Annotated in this window: 12 protein-coding genes and 1 pseudogene; 6 read left to right on the top strand and 7 right to left on the bottom strand. The window is 54.7% G+C overall.

Going from position 1 to position 17033, the window contains the following annotated elements; all coding sequences use genetic code 11:
- From P9250_RS01045 to P9250_RS01055, 3 genes are all read right to left on the bottom strand, one after another.
- Positions 1–1446 (bottom strand): hypothetical protein, encoded by a 1446-nt coding sequence (locus P9250_RS01045; RefSeq protein WP_310390730.1) that lies wholly within the window; start codon positions 1444–1446, stop codon positions 1–3.
- Positions 1447–1562: 116 nt separating this feature from the next.
- Complete coding sequence (locus tag P9250_RS01050) at positions 1563–3872, bottom strand: polysaccharide biosynthesis tyrosine autokinase (protein ID WP_310390731.1); 2310 nt, start codon at positions 3870–3872, stop codon at positions 1563–1565.
- Positions 3873–4349: 477 nt separating this feature from the next.
- Positions 4350–5849 (bottom strand): tyrosinase family protein, encoded by a 1500-nt coding sequence (locus tag P9250_RS01055; protein WP_244831383.1) that lies wholly within the window; start codon positions 5847–5849, stop codon positions 4350–4352.
- A gap of 522 nt (positions 5850–6371) precedes the next feature.
- Here P9250_RS01055 and P9250_RS01060 point away from each other — a divergent pair.
- A complete protein-coding gene (locus P9250_RS01060) occupies positions 6372–7631 on the top strand; it encodes an oligosaccharide flippase family protein (RefSeq protein WP_310390732.1) in 1260 nt (419 codons plus the stop codon).
- Positions 7632–7678: 47 nt separating this feature from the next.
- On the opposite strand, the gene P9250_RS01065 is transcribed toward P9250_RS01060, so the two are convergent.
- From P9250_RS01065 to P9250_RS01075, 3 genes are all read right to left on the bottom strand, one after another.
- Positions 7679–8896, bottom strand: a complete 1218-nt coding sequence (locus P9250_RS01065; RefSeq protein ID WP_250468027.1) for a glycosyltransferase family 4 protein — start codon at positions 8894–8896, stop codon at positions 7679–7681.
- 75 nt (positions 8897–8971) lie between these two features.
- The gene (locus P9250_RS01070; RefSeq protein ID WP_310390733.1) at positions 8972–10087 is read right to left on the bottom strand and encodes a glycosyltransferase family 1 protein; all 1116 of its coding nucleotides are present in this window, start codon (positions 10085–10087) and stop codon (positions 8972–8974) included.
- Between the two features lie 61 nt (positions 10088–10148).
- Positions 10149–10331 carry a hypothetical protein gene (locus P9250_RS01075; protein ID WP_310390734.1) on the bottom strand — a complete coding sequence of 61 codons (183 nt, stop codon included), beginning with the start codon at positions 10329–10331 and terminating at the stop codon, positions 10149–10151.
- Between the two features lie 1282 nt (positions 10332–11613).
- Here P9250_RS01075 and P9250_RS01080 point away from each other — a divergent pair.
- The 3 genes from P9250_RS01080 to P9250_RS01090 all read left to right on the top strand — a co-directional run bounded on the left by P9250_RS01080 (position 11614) and on the right by P9250_RS01090 (position 14184).
- Positions 11614–12339 carry a Crp/Fnr family transcriptional regulator gene (locus P9250_RS01080; RefSeq protein ID WP_244831387.1) on the top strand — a complete coding sequence of 242 codons (726 nt, stop codon included), beginning with the start codon at positions 11614–11616 and terminating at the stop codon, positions 12337–12339.
- A gap of 73 nt (positions 12340–12412) precedes the next feature.
- Complete coding sequence (locus P9250_RS01085; protein WP_310390735.1) at positions 12413–12745, top strand: hypothetical protein; 333 nt, start codon at positions 12413–12415, stop codon at positions 12743–12745.
- A 65-nt stretch (positions 12746–12810) separates the two neighbouring features.
- Positions 12811–14184 carry a UDP-glucose/GDP-mannose dehydrogenase family protein gene (locus tag P9250_RS01090; RefSeq protein WP_310390736.1) on the top strand — a complete coding sequence of 458 codons (1374 nt, stop codon included), beginning with the start codon at positions 12811–12813 and terminating at the stop codon, positions 14182–14184.
- 68 nt (positions 14185–14252) lie between these two features.
- On the opposite strand, the gene P9250_RS01095 is transcribed toward P9250_RS01090, so the two are convergent.
- The gene (locus P9250_RS01095) at positions 14253–15431 is read right to left on the bottom strand and encodes a glycosyltransferase family 4 protein (RefSeq protein WP_310390737.1); all 1179 of its coding nucleotides are present in this window, start codon (positions 15429–15431) and stop codon (positions 14253–14255) included.
- Between the two features lie 426 nt (positions 15432–15857).
- On the opposite strand from P9250_RS01095, the gene P9250_RS01100 reads away from it, so the two are divergent.
- Together P9250_RS01100 and P9250_RS01105 are read left to right on the top strand one after the other, a co-directional pair.
- A complete protein-coding gene (locus P9250_RS01100; RefSeq protein WP_310390738.1) occupies positions 15858–16739 on the top strand; it encodes an ATP-grasp fold amidoligase family protein in 882 nt (293 codons plus the stop codon).
- A gap of 72 nt (positions 16740–16811) precedes the next feature.
- Positions 16812–16927 (top strand): annotated as a pseudogene (locus P9250_RS01105) (IS3 family transposase); the annotation flags it as partial.
- Positions 16928–17033: the final 106 nt, after the last annotated feature.

The following is a 17033-nucleotide window of genomic DNA, read 5'->3' on the forward strand; positions in this document are numbered from 1 at the left end:
TCAGGCCTTACGCCGCAGAACAAGATAGCTGAGATGCTTTTTTTCGCCGGTGCCGAGTGCGGCAGGCGTAGAAAAGCTCACGTTGATCTGACTGCCCTGACGCTTTTCGACCTGAGCCGTCGACACGGCGCCGGTAACCGCATCTACCAGCGATGCATCCAATCCGCCGCTTGCAAGCTTGCCACCATCGCTCAACTGTACGGTCGATTGTCCTGGGGAAGAGCCCACCAGGAGGATCAGATCGTTGTCCGAGTACAGCGCCTGAGGACTCTTGTCGTCGCTTGCCGTGACTTGGCCTGTATAGGGCGAAAGCGTGCCGCGAAGCGTCGAGCAGAGAACGATCAATGTGCGGCCGGGGACGTTATAGGTACGTGGCGTGCCACGCTTGGTGAGTCGGAATGGATCGTAGCCGTCCCAGTGATAAATCATCGAGACATATTTGTTCGGATCGTCCCATCCGCGCTTAAGCGCCCATACCGCGAAGGAAAAAAAATACTGAGGCAGGTAATGTGGATCGATCATGTAGCGGTCGCCGATCTCCGTCTGCCAGATGCCTCGGACCGTCCCAGGCTGCACGTAACGCGAGTAAAGGCTGTCCAGATCCTTGACGCTCATGTAGTGAGTGTCGAGATAATCGACATTGTCGATCATGCGAGTCTGGTAAGTGCCGCTGCGATATTCGAGCCACTTCACGTACGAATCCACGCCGCCTTGATCGGGCCAGCCGCCATAAACAACATAGCCTTTGTACTTCCTAATGATGGCTGCCGCCGGGAGATGGATCTTGTCTACATAGTCCTGCATGGCGCTGTCATAGCTGGACGAGAGCTTACGGTCCTTGTTATATCCCGATCCGTGCCAGAAAGTCGCCTGCGGCGATCCCCCCGACAAGCGCCCGGCCGCTTCATTCCAGATCTGGAAATACTTCACGTTGTACGGAGGCGCGCTGTACTTGCTAACGGCCGCTTCGACATATTTCTGCCAATAGCTCACGTCCTTAGGCGCGGATTTCGAATCGCCGTCAACGCTCGCGTTCCACTTCGGCGTATAGCCAAGATAGAGCAGCGTATGCACGCCGTTTTGATTGTTCCTTAAAATGCAGCTCGACAAGTCCACGTCGAAACCCGGACTCGTCTTCGAGACGTTCATCGCGTCGCTTGAAGAATTCGGCTGACCAGGTCCCACCGAGTCACGGCCCCAAGTCAATCCCATTTCGCGCCACATACAGATGTCGGTAGGCGTCTGAGGAAAACCATTCGAGCCGATGAGGTCCGTAATGCGTCGCGGTCCGGTGCTAAGGGCTGGACAATTGCCTTGCGCTTGTGAATTTAACGCGTGAACGCTTAGCGCCGGCGCCGCGCCAAGGCACGCCAGTCGCAAAAGCGTGCGTCGCTTTTCAAATAGCTTGGAAAATGCGCTTTCTGGGATCGAAGGATCGTTAGTCAAGGTATTCAGGCAAAGAGACTGTAATGCCGCGGGCAAGCCGCGCAAGGCGGCGACGAATACTAGTCGCTAAGGCGGCTAGCATTCGCTGCAAGAAGAAACGCGATGTGCTTCGCTGCTTAGCCCGGTTGTGCCGCCGCTGCGGTGTCCGCCATGATGTAGCTATAGCTCTTGTCGCTACGGCGTATCGGAATAGCGTTGAAGACCGCGCCGAGCACGCGCGCGTCGGATCTCTCAAGCTTCTTGACCGTCTCCGAAATTTCCTTCTCACTCTGCAAGCCCGAACGCAGCACGAGTAAAGTGGCGTCGGCCTTGGTTGCAACGATAGAAGCGTCGCCCACCGCGAGCATCGGCGGCGTGTCGATGACGATCACGTCAAAGAGCGGTCTCAAGTCCCTCAATACATCATCGAACGATGTCTTCATCAAGAGCATGGCTGGATTTGCGCCGCGCGATCCGCATGACATGAATGAAAGGCCATCCACGCCTACAGACCGTACCACCGAGTGTAGATCACGATCGCCGCGCAGTACTTCATGCAGGCCGCCAGCGTTGCCTTGACCGAATAGCGATGCAAGACGTCCACGACGCATGTCGCCATCGATGAGAAGCACGCGATGACCGATCTCGGCAAGCACTGCCGCGAGATTAGCCGCGATAAAGCTCTTGCCAGCGCCTGGTGTCGGTCCGGTCAGACAGATGACTTTGTTTGGGATATGACTGAGGTCATTGAGTAGGGGCGAGCACACCTCTCTGATCGCTTCGACCGCCGGGTCTTGCGGGTATTGCGCGGCAAGCAACGCCAGATGATCGTCACGGAACGGATCAGCGCTTCGACGTTTGGACCGGTAGGGCGCCGCAATGCCAGTTGAACGCTTGCCCGGAATTCTCGATGAGCCGGAAGGCAAGGCGAGCCGTTGGGCAGCGCTTTTGGAATACATCATCTGATGCTGGCTGAAATAGACGGCACCGATGAGCGGAACGCTAAGCTCTTCGATGTATGACGGGTCAGTCACGCCAGTCATGACGTGCTTGCGGATGAAGACCGAGAACACGCCAAAGATGAGCCCGACAAACACACCGCCACCAATCACGAGAAGCCGATTAGGTTTGACCTGATGCAAAGGCGTGATGGCGTAGTCGACAATATGCGCGCCACCTGTCGAGCTCGCACGCCGCACGGAGAGCTGCTCCGACTTCTGCACCATTCCAAGGTAAATCGTTTCGGCGACTTTGGCGTCACGTTCAAGATCGAGGCTCTGGCGCTCGGAGGACGGCATCTCGGAGAAGCGCGTGTCCAGCGTCGACATTGCGCGCTTGAGATCGTTGAGCTGATCGTCGATATTCACTATCCAGCGGCTGCTCGGCTGGAAGCGATTCAGAAGCTGAGTCCTCTCCATCTGCAAAGCTGCATATTGCTTTTGCAGTTCGATGCCACCTTGAAGATACGCTTGCGACTCTGCGGTCGGTTGCAATGCCTTGGCTTTGGAACGGTATTCGTTGAGCGCCAGTTCCGAGCGCTTGAGATCCGCCTTCAATCTCGGCAATTCCTGATTGATGAACTCCAACGTGGCGCTGTCCGAGCGTTGCTTCGCGGCCACCGCGGTGGCAATGTACTGATCGACAAGTGAGTTCGTCACTTGAGCCGCTTTCCAAGGATTGCTGTCGAGGAATGTAAATTCGATGACGCCCGTGTCTTTAGCCATGTCCTGCACTTGCAGCAGGTCGGTGAAACGCGCTACGGCATCGCGCGAGTTATAGCGGATCAAAGTGAAGTCGGTACCCGGGCGAGCGACAATCTTCTTGATATCGAGCGATACACCGTTGGCGCTGGCCGGCTTGCCAGCGACGCCCGCAATGAGCAATTCGCCGGAGGGACCCGTGAGCTGATAATGCCCATCAGCACCTGCCGTCAAAGTGAATTTCTCTTCTTCCAGTTCATGCGGCACGTCGAACGAAGCAACCTGCAGTTGCTCGCCACCCCACGCGAATGAGCTGAGCCCAAGCCAAGGAGACGCGGGCCTTCCCGGCGTAGCCAATTTATTTGCGAGCGACCCGATAATAGGGATCTGCTTCGGAATCACGGCGACATCGAATCGATATTTTTCGATGACCGGCTGAAGCACGGATCGGCTCGTCATGACCGCCATTTCGGCGCCAGGAGACGGGTTCATCAATACTTGCGCATCCTGATTCTGCAGGGCGATGCCAAGCGCATTGGGCTCCGTTGGATCGACTCTGACCACCGCATCGCCCTGATATTGAGGCGTGGCGAGAAATGCATACGCGACCGCGATCAATGTGACGCCAAGCGCCACAAGGAGAATTTCCTTGTAATGATCTCTCATGAGAGCCAACATGGCGCGCACAGATAACTGGCCGCGCTCGTGGCTAAAATCAGGCATATGTGTGGCGACGGAGTCTTTCACGTGTATTTCCCGGAGCGTGGAACAGGATAGAAAGCTTACGAATGCCCGGTTAAAACCGGGCCGCACTATCACAAACGCGCTACGCGTGAGCGGCGATCAATCGCAAGACGAGGCTAAGCACGGTGGAACCGCGCAAACGAAGACACGTTTGACCTTGGTTGGTCGCCGCGTCTTAGACGATCTTTCTTTCAAATTAGTGACCTTCGAAATAAAGAACTCTAAATGTCACATCAGAGTCAGGCTTTAACGCCTATCGTGCCTTTGAAGAGGCTGAACTCAATTTACCTTGGGAGAGTTTTTTGGAAATGTGGTCCTCCTCACACACGTACGGAAGCGCGCTTCGCGCAAGTTGCATTGACAAAATTTGCGCGCATACGGCAAACGCATGCCAGGCGGTTCTGAACCGGCCCGAAAAGGGATAAGTGAGGCGTCTTCATCTAAAAAAATAGAACGATAAACACGACGCCTCATAAGCATTTAATAGGCATCGCCCGGTTTGCGCGAGACTGCGGGCTGAACGATAAACGGCGCGTCGTTGGTTAATTCGACGCGAACTTCGCCTACTGTCATGACCTCGCCTTTTGCCGTCTCGGATCCGTTCACGCGCACTAAGGAAACGACATACTCTCGGGTCGCGCCAGCGCCCATCTTGGCAAGCGCCTCGGTTGCGGGAAATTCAAGCTCGACGTCGCCGTGATGCGCAGCCCCGGCTATCTCGAATGGACCGAGCGTGCCAATAAAATAGGTGGATTTGGCGGTTTCGGCGTCGACCTTATCTGGCAAGTTGAGATAGACGTTATAGAAGTATCCGCCAGCAGCGCCTGCGCGCGTCAAGGCGAGTCCGTCGAAGACAATCTTGACCGACCGATAACGACTTGCAGGGACGGCTAGCGCCTGCGTTGCCGATGAGCTTTTAGCGTCCGTGGACGAGGCAATCGACGTTGCGGATAGTAAATCCTGAAGGTCTTGCGTCGAACTCGCTTCCGTCGTTACGCGAACGCTGACCGATGCTTCTCGTAGTGCCAAGCCTTTCACGCCGCCTATTGCGCGTCGTCCGGTGGCAAGCGTGCGTGCGGGTGTGGCGGCAAGGCTCACGAGTGCCGGGCGCGAGCGAAGCGGTGTGATTTGCGCCTGGACGCGAATAATGTGCGCTGCATTTGCCTGCGGCGGAAGCGCGGTAGGGCGATTGGTGTTGGCGTAATCGTAGCCAAGCGTGCGACGGTTCGAATAACAGTCGGACTTTTTGATGGTTAATCCCGTTGCATAGGTGAACGTGCCTGCCCAGTAAGCTGCAGTCGGAACAGGCATGGTTCTGCCATCAGGCAAGGCCCATGCATGCCAGAGGCGATCCACGTTTGCATGATGCAGGTAAAAAATAGGATCGCGCGGCGATTGCATTGTTGCCATGACGTTGCCGATCAGGTTGTGCACCGGATTGTGAGGCGCGGTTTCGAATTTTTCCTCGAAGGAGTTAGCGGTCCCGCGCTGAAAATTTACGGTCGTGGCGGCGAATGGCGACAGGTCCAGCGACGAGTACACATTGTTGTTTAGCCGCGGACAAAAAAGCGGGTTGCCGCTAGCCGAATCGGTGAATTCTGGTGGGATGCTTGGTGTGTGAAACCAATCCCAGTACGGCAGCGTCAGAGCGTTGTCACCGGACACGATCCGCAACTGCTTCTCCAGGTAATAAAGATATCCGCGATGCCAAGCTAAAAAATATGGCATCTTATGCGGACAGTAATTAGCATGCACGTTCGCCCAGTACAGCCAGGAATTGGGACTGCTGGCCGTCTTGTTTGCCATCATCGTCTGCAGAGCGTTAATGAACGATCCATATTGTGGCGTCAGCTTGAATTGCTCCCATTCGAGGCGTACGTATGTCGTGGTAGCCAGCGCGTTTTGTGGAAAGGGAGCCACTAGTAGTGCGGACGCAGAGGCGCCCAGGAAAGTGCGACGATCAAGTTTAAGATACGACATCAGCGCTCCATAACGTAGTTTGCCTAAGTAATGCGGGTCCGTCGAAGCGCGATCTTGGTGCGCTTTTTCGTGTCGGAAGAGGTTCAGGCAAGGGCGGATCGGACGAGCCAAGGGCTCGATCAGCCTGCTTCGGGCGGGTGGCGACTTCGAACGTTCGCGTAGCCGAGGAATTGACGTGTTGATATGAAGTTCTACTGCATTCGATGCCGTTCTGATCGTACGGTCTCGCACACGACAAAGTGTTTTCACCGAGCTTTCGACACGAACGAATTTATACCGCTGCAGCCCCGCCCGTAAGCCCGCATAGTAGGGCTTGAATTTTTCGAACTTGTGTTCTTAACCGGCTAAGCGCACCTTTGCGAATGACGCAGTGCGATAGTTTGAAGGACTTAATGGTCTTTCATGCGATTTTTCGAGCGCTGCTTAGCGCGGCTGTGTCTGTCGCTGTTTGCCGCACTCATCGCGTGTGCTCGCCCGTGACTGGAATGCGACACGTGAAACCCTTCACGCTCGAGTACATATATGGCTTCTTCGTTCCGGAAGAATTTTGCGGTTTTGTTGCTTCTTCAGGTATCGACCTACGCGGTTCCACTGCTCACGCTTCCCCTGCTCACCCGCGTGCTTACACCGGAGGGGTACGGGCGCCTCGCGTTTGCGCTGGCCTTCATTAATTATTTTATTGTCTTGACGAACTACGGCTTTGGCTTAACTGCTACGCCGCAAATCTCCGTCAACCGCGCCAATCGCGAAGAGCGCTCTCGAGTCTTCTGGTCGACGCTTTGCGCGCAGGGTGTGGTCACGATTGGCGGCTTTACCATCTTGCTGACCCTGTCTTTCGTGTTTGACCGCCTTGCACAAGATCGCGAACTTCTCCTCCTAGGCTTTGGCCTTGCCTTTGGCGCGATGCTCACGCCGACTTGGTATTTCCAGGGCATCGAAGACTTGCGCATCACGGGCGCCATTGTCTTTGCGAGTCGCGTGCTGAGCGTTCCCGCGATGTATTTGCTCGTGCACAGTCGAGACGACATTTACTGGGCAATGGGCGTCAATTCGCTCGTACCTTTGATGTCGGGTCTGACCATCATGACGTACCTTTACTTTCGTCGTGAGCTCGACTTTGTTTCCGTATCGCTGGATTCGATTGCAAAGTCCCTCAAGGACGGCTGGAGCGTCTTCCTCGCGACAGCCATCAATGAATACAGCGCGTCGAGCAACACGGTGCTGCTAGCCCTTATCTCCGGGAACGTTGCCGCCGGCTACTTCGCTGCGGGCGATAAGCTAATCCGCGCCGCCATAGGCATCATGAGCCCGCTCAAAACCGCCGCTTATCCGCGCATCAGCTATCTCATGCATCATTCGCGCGATGCGGCTTTTTCCTTCTTGAGAAAAATGCTAGCGTTCCAAGGGACGGTTGTTGCGTTGATCTCTTTGACCATCTTTACAGCCGCGCCGTTGGCGGTGAAATTGCTTTACGGTCCGCACTATCAGCCTACAGTCGACGTATTGCGTCTCATGGCGTTCGTGCCGTTCCTGTCAGGTATTGCAGATGTTTTTGGCGTGCAGACCATGCTGCCCCTTGGAATGAAGTCGCAGTTTGGGCGCGTGCTTTTGGGCGCGGCGGTTCTTAACGTTGCGCTTCTGACCGTTCTATCCACTTTCTTTGCGGAACTAGGCGCCGCAACAGCGCTTCTCACAGTGCAGGCATACGTCGCGATCGCCATGGCGACAACGCTCTATATGCAGCGAGTTCCGTTCTTTTTGAAGCAGGGCGTTCCCGAATGAAGCGGCAGGCGCCGCCTCGGCGAGATAGATTGTGCGATGGGGTTGCTTTAAGCGACGTTCTTGAGAACAGGCTTAGTCAACGCAGTTTGATAGACGTCGATATAGGCATCGACCATCGCGGCAACGCTAAAACCTTCGGCGTATTGGCGCAAGCGGTCGTGCAATGACGTGTCCTGCAAGAGCTTCACGGCATCGCGGAGTTTGTCTATAAGCGTGTGCGGCTGCTCCATATCGAAGAGAAGGTTGGAGCCCGGCTCGATTACTTCCGGAATTCCACCTGTGTTTGCAGCCACGACCGGCACGCCGTGTGAGTAAGCTTCGACCGTCACGCGTCCAAAGGGCTCATTCCATTTCGATGGCACGATGAGAATGTCGATAGCTTCCAGAAATTCGCCGGGCTTCACTTGCCCCAGAAATTCGACGCGCGGGTCGGCATAGTTCTCTTTCAGCTCCCCCAGATATTCCGCATCGCCCTTACCACCGATGGCAAGCGTCCATTCGAGCGAATGATCCGCAAGAAGCTGCTCGAACAAAACCTCAAGTCCTTTTTCCGGCGAAACGCGTCCGAGCACGCCAAGCCGTACAGGGCCGCTTTCGTACTTTGAAACGCGCTTAATGGGAACAGCATCGTCCAGCGGAACATAACAATTGCTGATGACCTCGGTGCGCATTGCGCTTGGGAAGAAGCCATTATCGACGTGCTTCTGCAAGACAAATCTGCTTACGCCGACGGCCACGTCCACACTCGCGGATGCGGCACGCTTTGGTCCCGCATACAACGAGCACATGCCGCATTGACGCTCACAAGGTTTCGCACCGGAAAACATGGTGGACGTCGGGCACATGAGATAGTAGTCGCGAGCTGTATGCACTATAGGCACGTTGGCATTACGAGCCACGCGCCAGATGTCAATTGAGAGGCAAGAAAGGTTGCTCGTGTTGACTATGTCGGGCTTTTCCCGCGCAATGATATTTTTGAGCTTGCGCGACATGATCACGTTGTGCAGATCGATGGCGTGCCAGATGAGCTTGACGACAGACGAATGCTTCTTCGGTTTGTGCGGCCAATAAACATTGACCGAGCGAAGATGGTAGACCTTTACGCCGTTAAGTCTGCTGATCCGATCCACGCCGGCGCCTGTAGCGCAAACTACGCACACTTCCATTCCGGCCTTGACGAGACCCTCTGCAAGGAGTCGCGTCGATATCTCTGCCCCGCCGACGGAATCCGGATGATACAAAGTGTTCGCGATGAGTATTTTCACGGCATCCGCAGTAGTTGGTGTTATCGCTGATCCAGGAAGCGTTCCGCAAGTCATCTGTAATACTACGGTATTTATTTAATCCTTGGTAGGTTGCGTCTTTAAGTAAAGCGCACTTTCGTGGCGTTCGCCATAGAGAATTTGCGCAAGCGCATACGCAGCGCGGTCCCACCTGAACTGGTTGGCTCGCGCGTATCCGCGTTGACGATGCCACTCGCGGACATCGTGTTGTGTGGTCATCACTTCGATCTTCGCAGCAATATCAGCGGCTGAAAGCGGATCACAGTACATGGCCGCGTCGCCACAGACCTCGGGAAGCGAAGCTTCCGAAGACGTAATGACCGGACACCCGCAACGCATGGCCTCTAGCGGCGGAAGTCCGTAACCCTCATACAGAGATGGGAAAACGAGGCAAGCAGCGCTTCCATACAGCGCCTTCAATTCGCCGTCCGATACAAAACCTGCCCAAGTCACCTTATCTGATTGCGCGACGCCCTGCACGTCCTGTGCGGCGAAAACACGCGGATTTGCTCCTCCCGCCACGACAAACTTGATATCGGATTTTTTTTCGAGCAGCTTCGTAGCATCGAGCACGCGCTGCAGATTCTTGCGAGGATCCAGGCTCCCGACTAGAACGCAGAATTTCCCTTTCTCAAGCGATAGATGAGTGAGAATAGCCGGATCAGGCTCTATGCGATCCATGTGATCCGCGCCGGGACGAATAACCTCGACATGCGATTCCGCTAAGCCTAGATGGTGGCAAATGCGCCGTTTCGAGAAGTCCGATACGGTGAGAATCAGTCGGGTCTGCTTAGCGAGAACTGAGAACTTGAATCGGTACCAAAAAGAAAACTTTTTCGAGAATGCTTGAGGGACGTCGTAAACCGCCATATCGTGAATCATCACCAGTTGGCGACGTTTAAGCAACGGCCCGGTATTGCACAAGCTGATCAGTGTGTCCTGTGCCGATTCGAGCGGCAAAACGACTTGCTCCCATAGGTTTCCCTTGAGCAGCTGCGGCAAACGCCCTTTGCGGCTGGCTAGTCCAAGGTCTTTGGCGTCGGGTGGCACCACGAGCGGCAGATCGCTCGGAGTCGAAGCCTGCGCCTGCAACGCCCGCGTCAATTCAAATGCAACGCGTTGCACGCCTGTGATGCGTTGAGATGCAAATTTGCCATTAATGGTAAACCCCATGGACCCCCCGTCAATACTGCGAATTATTCCGGTGCGTACCGGCTACGGTGTGGTACGCAGCTTATCGTTCGGCCACGGGAATTTGTGAACCTGCATTTGTCAGACGTTCCAATTCGGCCGTCTCAACTACTTCAATTAAAAGCCGTAAGTCCGATACGAGAACGGCGGACGACCGCATGTTCAAGGCATCAGCGGTGTTAATCGACTTCCTAATTCGCTCCAGCGCAAATTGCACTGCTTTCATGGAAAGCTCTCCGAGGAAGATACCCATTGCTCAACGACGAGGAAGGCGAGTCCCGGACAAAATAGTCCGAGATGGAGGAGCCCGGCCCAGCGACACGTGCAGTCGACGTCAGTGGTGCACGCGCATTGGTGTGATGAAGACACACAGGAAGTTTTTCTTGCCGCTATATTTGGCTCTGTGCGGGAAAACACTGACGTACATGCCGTACAAAAAAGCAAGCACTAAGAATCGTTTTGTTTCAAAATTGAAAAACGTTGCCGATTTTTAGATCGTACGTTCACTCTTTAATGAGTCCGCGCTTTACCTGTACGCCTAGCGAAATCCCCTGATAAAATCGGCTTCATCCTTACATGTGCTTGACATCTTAAAATTGGTGGTCCCAACTAACGTTTTCGCGCAAAGGTTTGCGCGAAATTCATCAGACAGAAAGCATGTAGTTCGATCAAGCACGTCGGCCAATTAGTCTGATGAATGCGGCAAAGCGTATTTATTGTTGTTTGTTGTTAGCAGACCCGATTTCCGCTAGCTAACTGGGCACCTAATACCTGAGTACTTGATCGCATAAAGCACTTTGCAGCTGGCACGCGTTTTATCGTACTCCTCATTGGTTGAACAAGACTTTTTTCGTTTTGATGGAATGTGAGCATTGAAATTTCGAGCGCTTTGGACTTTAGTGCCCTAGACCACATTGAACCTCGTAAGCAATCTACGATAGTTAGTAGGCCTAGGACCTGTTCTCTGGAGGTGCATTCGACTGATACGCAGCATTCGATAACATCTTTAGAGCAAAGTAGGGCGCCGCTCGTCTAAGGACGATCATGCGGAAAGTCAACAGCCCTATTGGACAACGCGTCGGTGCGAACGCTCCACCGTGTGTCCGCCGTCCCGCTAGTACGAGATGTCGACGGTCTCCCTACAGAGGCATGCGATTGGCTCATCTCGACTTGAAGGGATTTGGACTACGAACCTTCGTTCACGGAGTCGTCTATGTGGATCATCGACCGAGCGCGCGCAATTTTCGCTCTCATCGCTCGTGCGGCTTCAGTTGTCTGGGTGTTGTGCACATTTGTTTTTTTGGTCGTTCTCATGTCGCTTTTCAGCAAGTTGGAGCAGCGATCGGAAAGGTTGTCGAAATTCCGCCAAGACCGGAAGAATCGACATCCGATGGGTGCAAACCCCTCCACCGTGCCCGCTAGCGGAAAGCTACGAGATTCGAACGAATAGCTGATTCACCTTCTAGAGCGCGTGTTGTTACGCGCCCCAAAAAAACGAGAGCGAGTTTATGCTGAATCTTCAATCGGATCTGCACGGAAATCATTTGTTGCGAGCGTTGCCACTGGAAGAATGGCAGGCGCTCGCACCCGATCTCGAGATCATCGAGTTGCGAGCGGGACAGGTGCTTTGCAATGCACATGACTCGTTTCTTCATGTGTACTTTCCGGCGTCCGCGGTCATCTCGCTGTCACATGCGTTGGACGGCAATTGCTCGGTCGAGATTGCAACGGTAGGGCGTGAAGGCATGGTTGGCGTGCCCGTATTAACGGAAGGCGACACCATGCCCACGATGGTCACAGTGGAATGCAGCGGCACCGCGTACCGCATGGACGCGCATCTGCTGCGCGAACACTTGCAGCGCTCGCGGCTCCTTGATCGTCTTTCCATGCTTTATATCCATGCGTTCTTCACGCAGATCGCGCAGAACGCGGCATGCAATCGGTATCACTCGCTAAGCAGTCAACTCTGTCGATGGCTTCTGGTCGGGCTCGACCGGGCTTCATCGAATCAATTGCGCGTCACGCAGCAGCATATCGCCGACTTGCTGGGGGTGCGTCGCGAAGGCGTCACCGAAGCAGTCGGAAGATTGCACTCGCACGGCGTCGTGTATCAGACGCGCGGCTGCATTCGCGTTCTCGATCGCAAGGCGCTCGAAGCGCGTGCTTGCGAATGCTACGGTCTTATCAAGGCGGAGTTCAATCGCTTGCTGCCAGCGACAATCACGACCCCGTAAAGAGAATGAGCTTGTCGCTTGCAAAAGAGCAGGTGCATCAACGAGCTTCAGACACCGAACAGGAGATGCTGCGATGGCCCGTGTGCTCATTCTCAATCTTGCTGCGTCATCGACGGACACCGCCGACAACGATCTAACCATGCCGGTCGAGATACGGAACGAAGCGGGATCGGTAATAAAGCGCGTGATACTCGCGAGGGCGTGGCCAACGAGAGTCGAATTGCCGGACGACTTCGAATCGCGTGGTGTTCCAGCCGATGAGGCGAAGCCGCCTAGCGGCCTGGCCGTAATCATCGTTGCAACAAAAACATACGGCGGTCAAGAAGCACAGCGTCGGCTCATGCTCATTGGTCGCTTTAGCCAGCATACCGTCGATTTCATGCTCGACGTCTCAAGAAGTGGTTAGTAAGGCCCTTTGACCGTCGCGCCGCTTAGACGGTCCCTTTTAACTTTTCTATTGTGAGCGGGCTTATGAAAGTAACCGTCGTTGGTACGGGCTATGTTGGCCTTGTTACAGGCGCATGCCTGGCCGAAGTGGGCAACAGCGTTCTTTGCATGGATGTCGACCAAGAAAAAATTGATTTGCTTAACCGGGGCGGCATTCCCATTCACGAGCCAGGACTCAAGGAGCTGATTCAGGGCAACGTGAAGGCAGGACGAATCAACTTCACGACGAGCGTTGCCAAGGCGGTAGAGCACGGAGACGTACAGTTCATTTGCGTAGGCACGCCACCCGATGAAGATGGTTCCGCAGACCTTCAATACGTATTAGCGGCTGCCGAGCAGATTGGCAAGTACGCGCAAGGTTTCAAGACGATCGTCGACAAGTCGACTGTTCCGGTCGGCACAGCAGATAGAGTCATCGACACCGTGCGAAAAGCGCTTGATGCCAGGGGCGCAAATCATCAATTCTCGGTCGTGTCTAATCCTGAGTTTCTGAAGGAAGGCGCAGCCGTTGTCGACTTCATGCGCCCGGACCGGATCGTACTTGGCTGCGCGTCCGATACCTCGGGCGAACGCGCACGAGCCATGCTCACGCGTCTGTATGCGCCATTCAATCGGAACCACGAACGTACGATGTATATGGACGTGCGCTCCGCCGAATTCACGAAGTACGCTGCTAATGCAATGCTTGCGACGCGTATCTCGTTCATGAACGAGTTGGCGAATCTCGCCGATATGGTGGGCGCGGACATCGAGGCAGTGCGGCGTGGCATAGGATCGGACCCGCGCATCGGCTACGATTTTCTTTATGCGGGTTGCGGCTACGGTGGCTCGTGTTTCCCTAAGGACGTGCGTGCATTGATTCAAACAGCGCATGAGTACGGCCGCGATCTGCAGATACTGAACTCGGTGGAGTCGGTGAATCATGCGCAAAAGGACGTGCTTGTCAGCAAGGTCTGCGCGCGGCTTGGTGAGGATCTGACGGGGAAAACACTTGCGGTTTGGGGGCTGGCCTTCAAGCCAAACACCGACGACATGCGCGAAGCACCGAGCCGCAGGTTGATTGCCGAATTGCTCAAGCGAGGCGCGACTGTTCGTGCATACGATCCGGTTTCTTCGGAGGAGGCGCAACGGGTTTTCGCGCTTGACTTGGCAGACGACCCTTCGTACGGCGCAAGGCTTAAATTTTGTAGCAACCAGTATGAAGGAGTGAAGGACGCCGACGCGCTTGTAATCGTCACCGAATGGAAAGCGTTCAAGAGCCCCGATATCGCAGCGCTGCATGCTGGTTTGAAGAAGCCGTTAATCTTCGATGGGCGCAACTTGTTCGATCCCGAGAATATGGCGGAGCTGGGCTTTGTCTACGAGGCCATCGGTCGGCCCACGGTTGAGCCGAAGTAATCCCTAAAAGATAAAGGCGTTGCGGGTTGATTACTCGCAACGCCTTTTTTCGCATCCGAGGTGTTCGGTCACACTTGCGACTCGGTCACCGCTACATTGCTTCGACTTGGTACAAGAGCCACTTCTTTTTCGGCACGGAAACGAGCAAGCCTGACTTCGATGAACGCCGAGAACGACGCCTTGAATTTTTCGGTCGAAAATCTTTCGGCATTCTCGCGGCATGCGCGCGGATCGAACAGATGCGCGTTGCGCTCAAAGCGCTCGATGGCATCGATAAGCGACTCACACGTTGGCTCCTTGAAGAAGAGGCCTGTGGGGCGTTCGCGTGGCAGGCCGATCACCGTCTCCAGTGCGCCGCCTTTGCCGAACGTGACGACCGGCGTGCCGCATGCTTGGGCTTCTATGATCGATATGCCGAAGTCCTCCTCGGCCGCATACACGAAAGCGCGCGCGCGCTGCATGTGGTCACGCAAGACTTCGAATGACTGATAGCCGAGGATCTCGACGTTCGGACCTGCGGACGCACGAATCTTATGCATGTCAGGACCGTCCCCGATCACGACAAGACGCCGCTCCGGCGTGCGGGAAAACGCCTTTACGATAAGGTCGATGCGCTTGTACGGTACAAGTCGCGATGCGGTCAAATAGAAGTCGTCTTTCTGTGTTCGCATGGGAAGTGAACGCACATCGACCGGAGGATAAATCACAGTCGAGTCACGTTGGTATGCCTTCCTGATACGGCGCGCGATGAAGTGCGAATTGGCGATCAGATAATCCACGCCGTTGGTCGAGCGTGCGTCCCATACGCGAATATAGTGCAGCAAAAGCCGCGCCATGACCGACTTCAACCCCTTGGTCAGGCCTGCTTCGTTGAGATATTGATGCTGCAGGTCCCAGGCATAGCGAATTGGCGAATGAACATAGCTGACATGAAGCTGATCCGGCCCGGTAATTACTCCCTTGGCAACCGCGTAAGAGCTGGAAATGATGAGATCGTAGCTTGAAAGATCGAGCTGCTCGATTGCTATAGGCATTAGCGCCAGATAAGACCTGTAGCGCTTTTTTGCAAAGGGCATTTTTTGAATGAAGGACGGGTGTACTTTGCAATCCTTGACGCAGGCACGGTCTTTAAGAAAGTCAACGATGGTGTAAATCTCGGCGCCTGGAAAGCACTCGATAATTTGCTGCAGAACTTTTTCCGCGCCTCCAGACACCACGAGCCAATCATGGACAATCGCAATTTTCACGGTTTTCCCTCGTTTAGAGAAACGAATGAGGAGACTTTCTTAGGCTTAAGGCCTTATGGTCCTAGGTAGAAATCCCAATTTTTGTGGTGTACCTAACACTTCGATGGCCGCCAACAAATTGCAAGGGAATCCTCAAAATAGGTGAAATTGTTTCGGGCGTTTTGCCCTGCCGCGTATATCGTTTCCAGTAAAGAATGACCGGACGTCGTGCTTAAAAACGCAGATCGTACGTCTGTTGGTTAGCGCACAACGTCGAGCATTCGAGCTGTTCATACTGTGGTCAACCAATCGAAAGTTTCGAGAGTTCTTCCTTGCATGACCGTGCATTCACAAGACGAGGTCACCGAGTAAGGTGACGCAGTGACTTGTGGGCTCGAATGGATGGATCACAGCAAGCGCTACATAGAAATTCTTAAGGAGAGAGGGATGTCGCTTCCGAGGAGACTGTTCAACGGTGCAAAGGGGTGGCTCCCTGATACCGCGTATCTCATGCTCTACCATCGTCACAAGGTAGGACGTTTTCCCAACGTGCGCGCTCCCGAGACGTTCAACGAGAAGATTCTTTATCGGTGTCTTTTTCCGGACCCCCGGTATGCGGACCTTGCGGACAAGCTCAATGTGCGCGACTACGTTCAGCGCAAGGTCGGTGAGCAATACCTGACCGAGATAATCGCCACACCAGAGCGGTTCACCCGCGAGGAGTTCGATTCTCTGCCGATAAGCTTTGTGATGAAGGCGAATCACGGCAGTGGATTCGTCAAGCTCGTTCGCGACAAGGCCGAGACGTCCTTCGAGGAGCTCGACGCGCTTGCGCGCGAATGGCTGATCACCGACTTCTATCGCATAGCGCGGGAGCGTCACTATCGGACCATCAAGCCGCGCATTTTCTTTGAAGAGCTTTTACTCGATTCCAGCGGTGCCGTTCCTGCTGACATCAAGATCCATTGCTTTTTTAACGGAAGAGACAGCCAGCCCACGATTTACATTGCGCTCATTTCGGACCGGTTTGGCGAGCATCCACGTGGCGACATGTATGACGGGAACTGGAACCGGCTCGATATTGCGATCGGCCACTATCCGCGTAGTGAGGTCGCGGCGCCGCGACCGCAGTGCTTTGACGAGTTGATCTCGGTCGCCGTTAGCCTTGCGGAAGGCTTCGAATACGTGCGGGTAGATCTTTACGCACCGGACGATCGAATCCTCTTCGGCGAGTTGACCTTCACGCCGGGTGCAGGTGTGTTTCCCATGCATCCAGATATCGTCGATTATGAGTGGGGGAGGTTGATGGACGTTAAGGGGGTGGGTTAGGTTGGTCGCTTATGCCTTTGCCCGGGCGTCGGGCGAAGGCTATGCGCCGCCTGCTTGTACCGCAGCACCGGTCAATTCATTGAGGCCGTTGATTCGTACATTCGCTGGTACACGAGAAGCGGATCGAGATCTCGCTTGGCGCACTCACTCCGATTGAATACCGGGCGAGCCTCGGGCTGACGATATAAGGCAGTCCAAGAATTCCGCCGCATCCCCAAAGCAATGGGATGGACTCCTCCTCACCCCGCGGGAACAGGGCGCATGATTGCAGTTGTCTTCAACCGGTCAATCAGG

This window comes from Caballeronia sp. LP006, from assembly GCF_031450995.1.
In the GTDB taxonomy this organism is placed as follows: domain Bacteria; phylum Pseudomonadota; class Gammaproteobacteria; order Burkholderiales; family Burkholderiaceae; genus Caballeronia.

Excerpts from the sequence above, each read along its gene's own strand:
- P9250_RS01055 (WP_244831383.1), bottom strand. The coding sequence starts at position 5,849 with ATGTCGTATCTTAAACTTGATCGTCGCACTTTCCTGGGCGCCTCTGCG.
- P9250_RS01060 (WP_310390732.1), top strand. The coding sequence starts at position 6,372 with ATGGCTTCTTCGTTCCGGAAGAATTTTGCGGTTTTGTTGCTTCTTCAG.
- P9250_RS01070 (WP_310390733.1), bottom strand. The coding sequence starts at position 10,087 with ATGGGGTTTACCATTAATGGCAAATTTGCATCTCAACGCATCACAGGC.
- P9250_RS01075 (WP_310390734.1), bottom strand. The coding sequence starts at position 10,331 with ATGAAAGCAGTGCAATTTGCGCTGGAGCGAATTAGGAAGTCGATTAAC.
- P9250_RS01080 (WP_244831387.1), top strand. The coding sequence starts at position 11,614 with ATGCTGAATCTTCAATCGGATCTGCACGGAAATCATTTGTTGCGAGCG.
- P9250_RS01085 (WP_310390735.1), top strand. The coding sequence starts at position 12,413 with ATGGCCCGTGTGCTCATTCTCAATCTTGCTGCGTCATCGACGGACACC.
- P9250_RS01090 (WP_310390736.1), top strand. The coding sequence starts at position 12,811 with ATGAAAGTAACCGTCGTTGGTACGGGCTATGTTGGCCTTGTTACAGGC.
- P9250_RS01100 (WP_310390738.1), top strand. The coding sequence starts at position 15,858 with ATGTCGCTTCCGAGGAGACTGTTCAACGGTGCAAAGGGGTGGCTCCCT.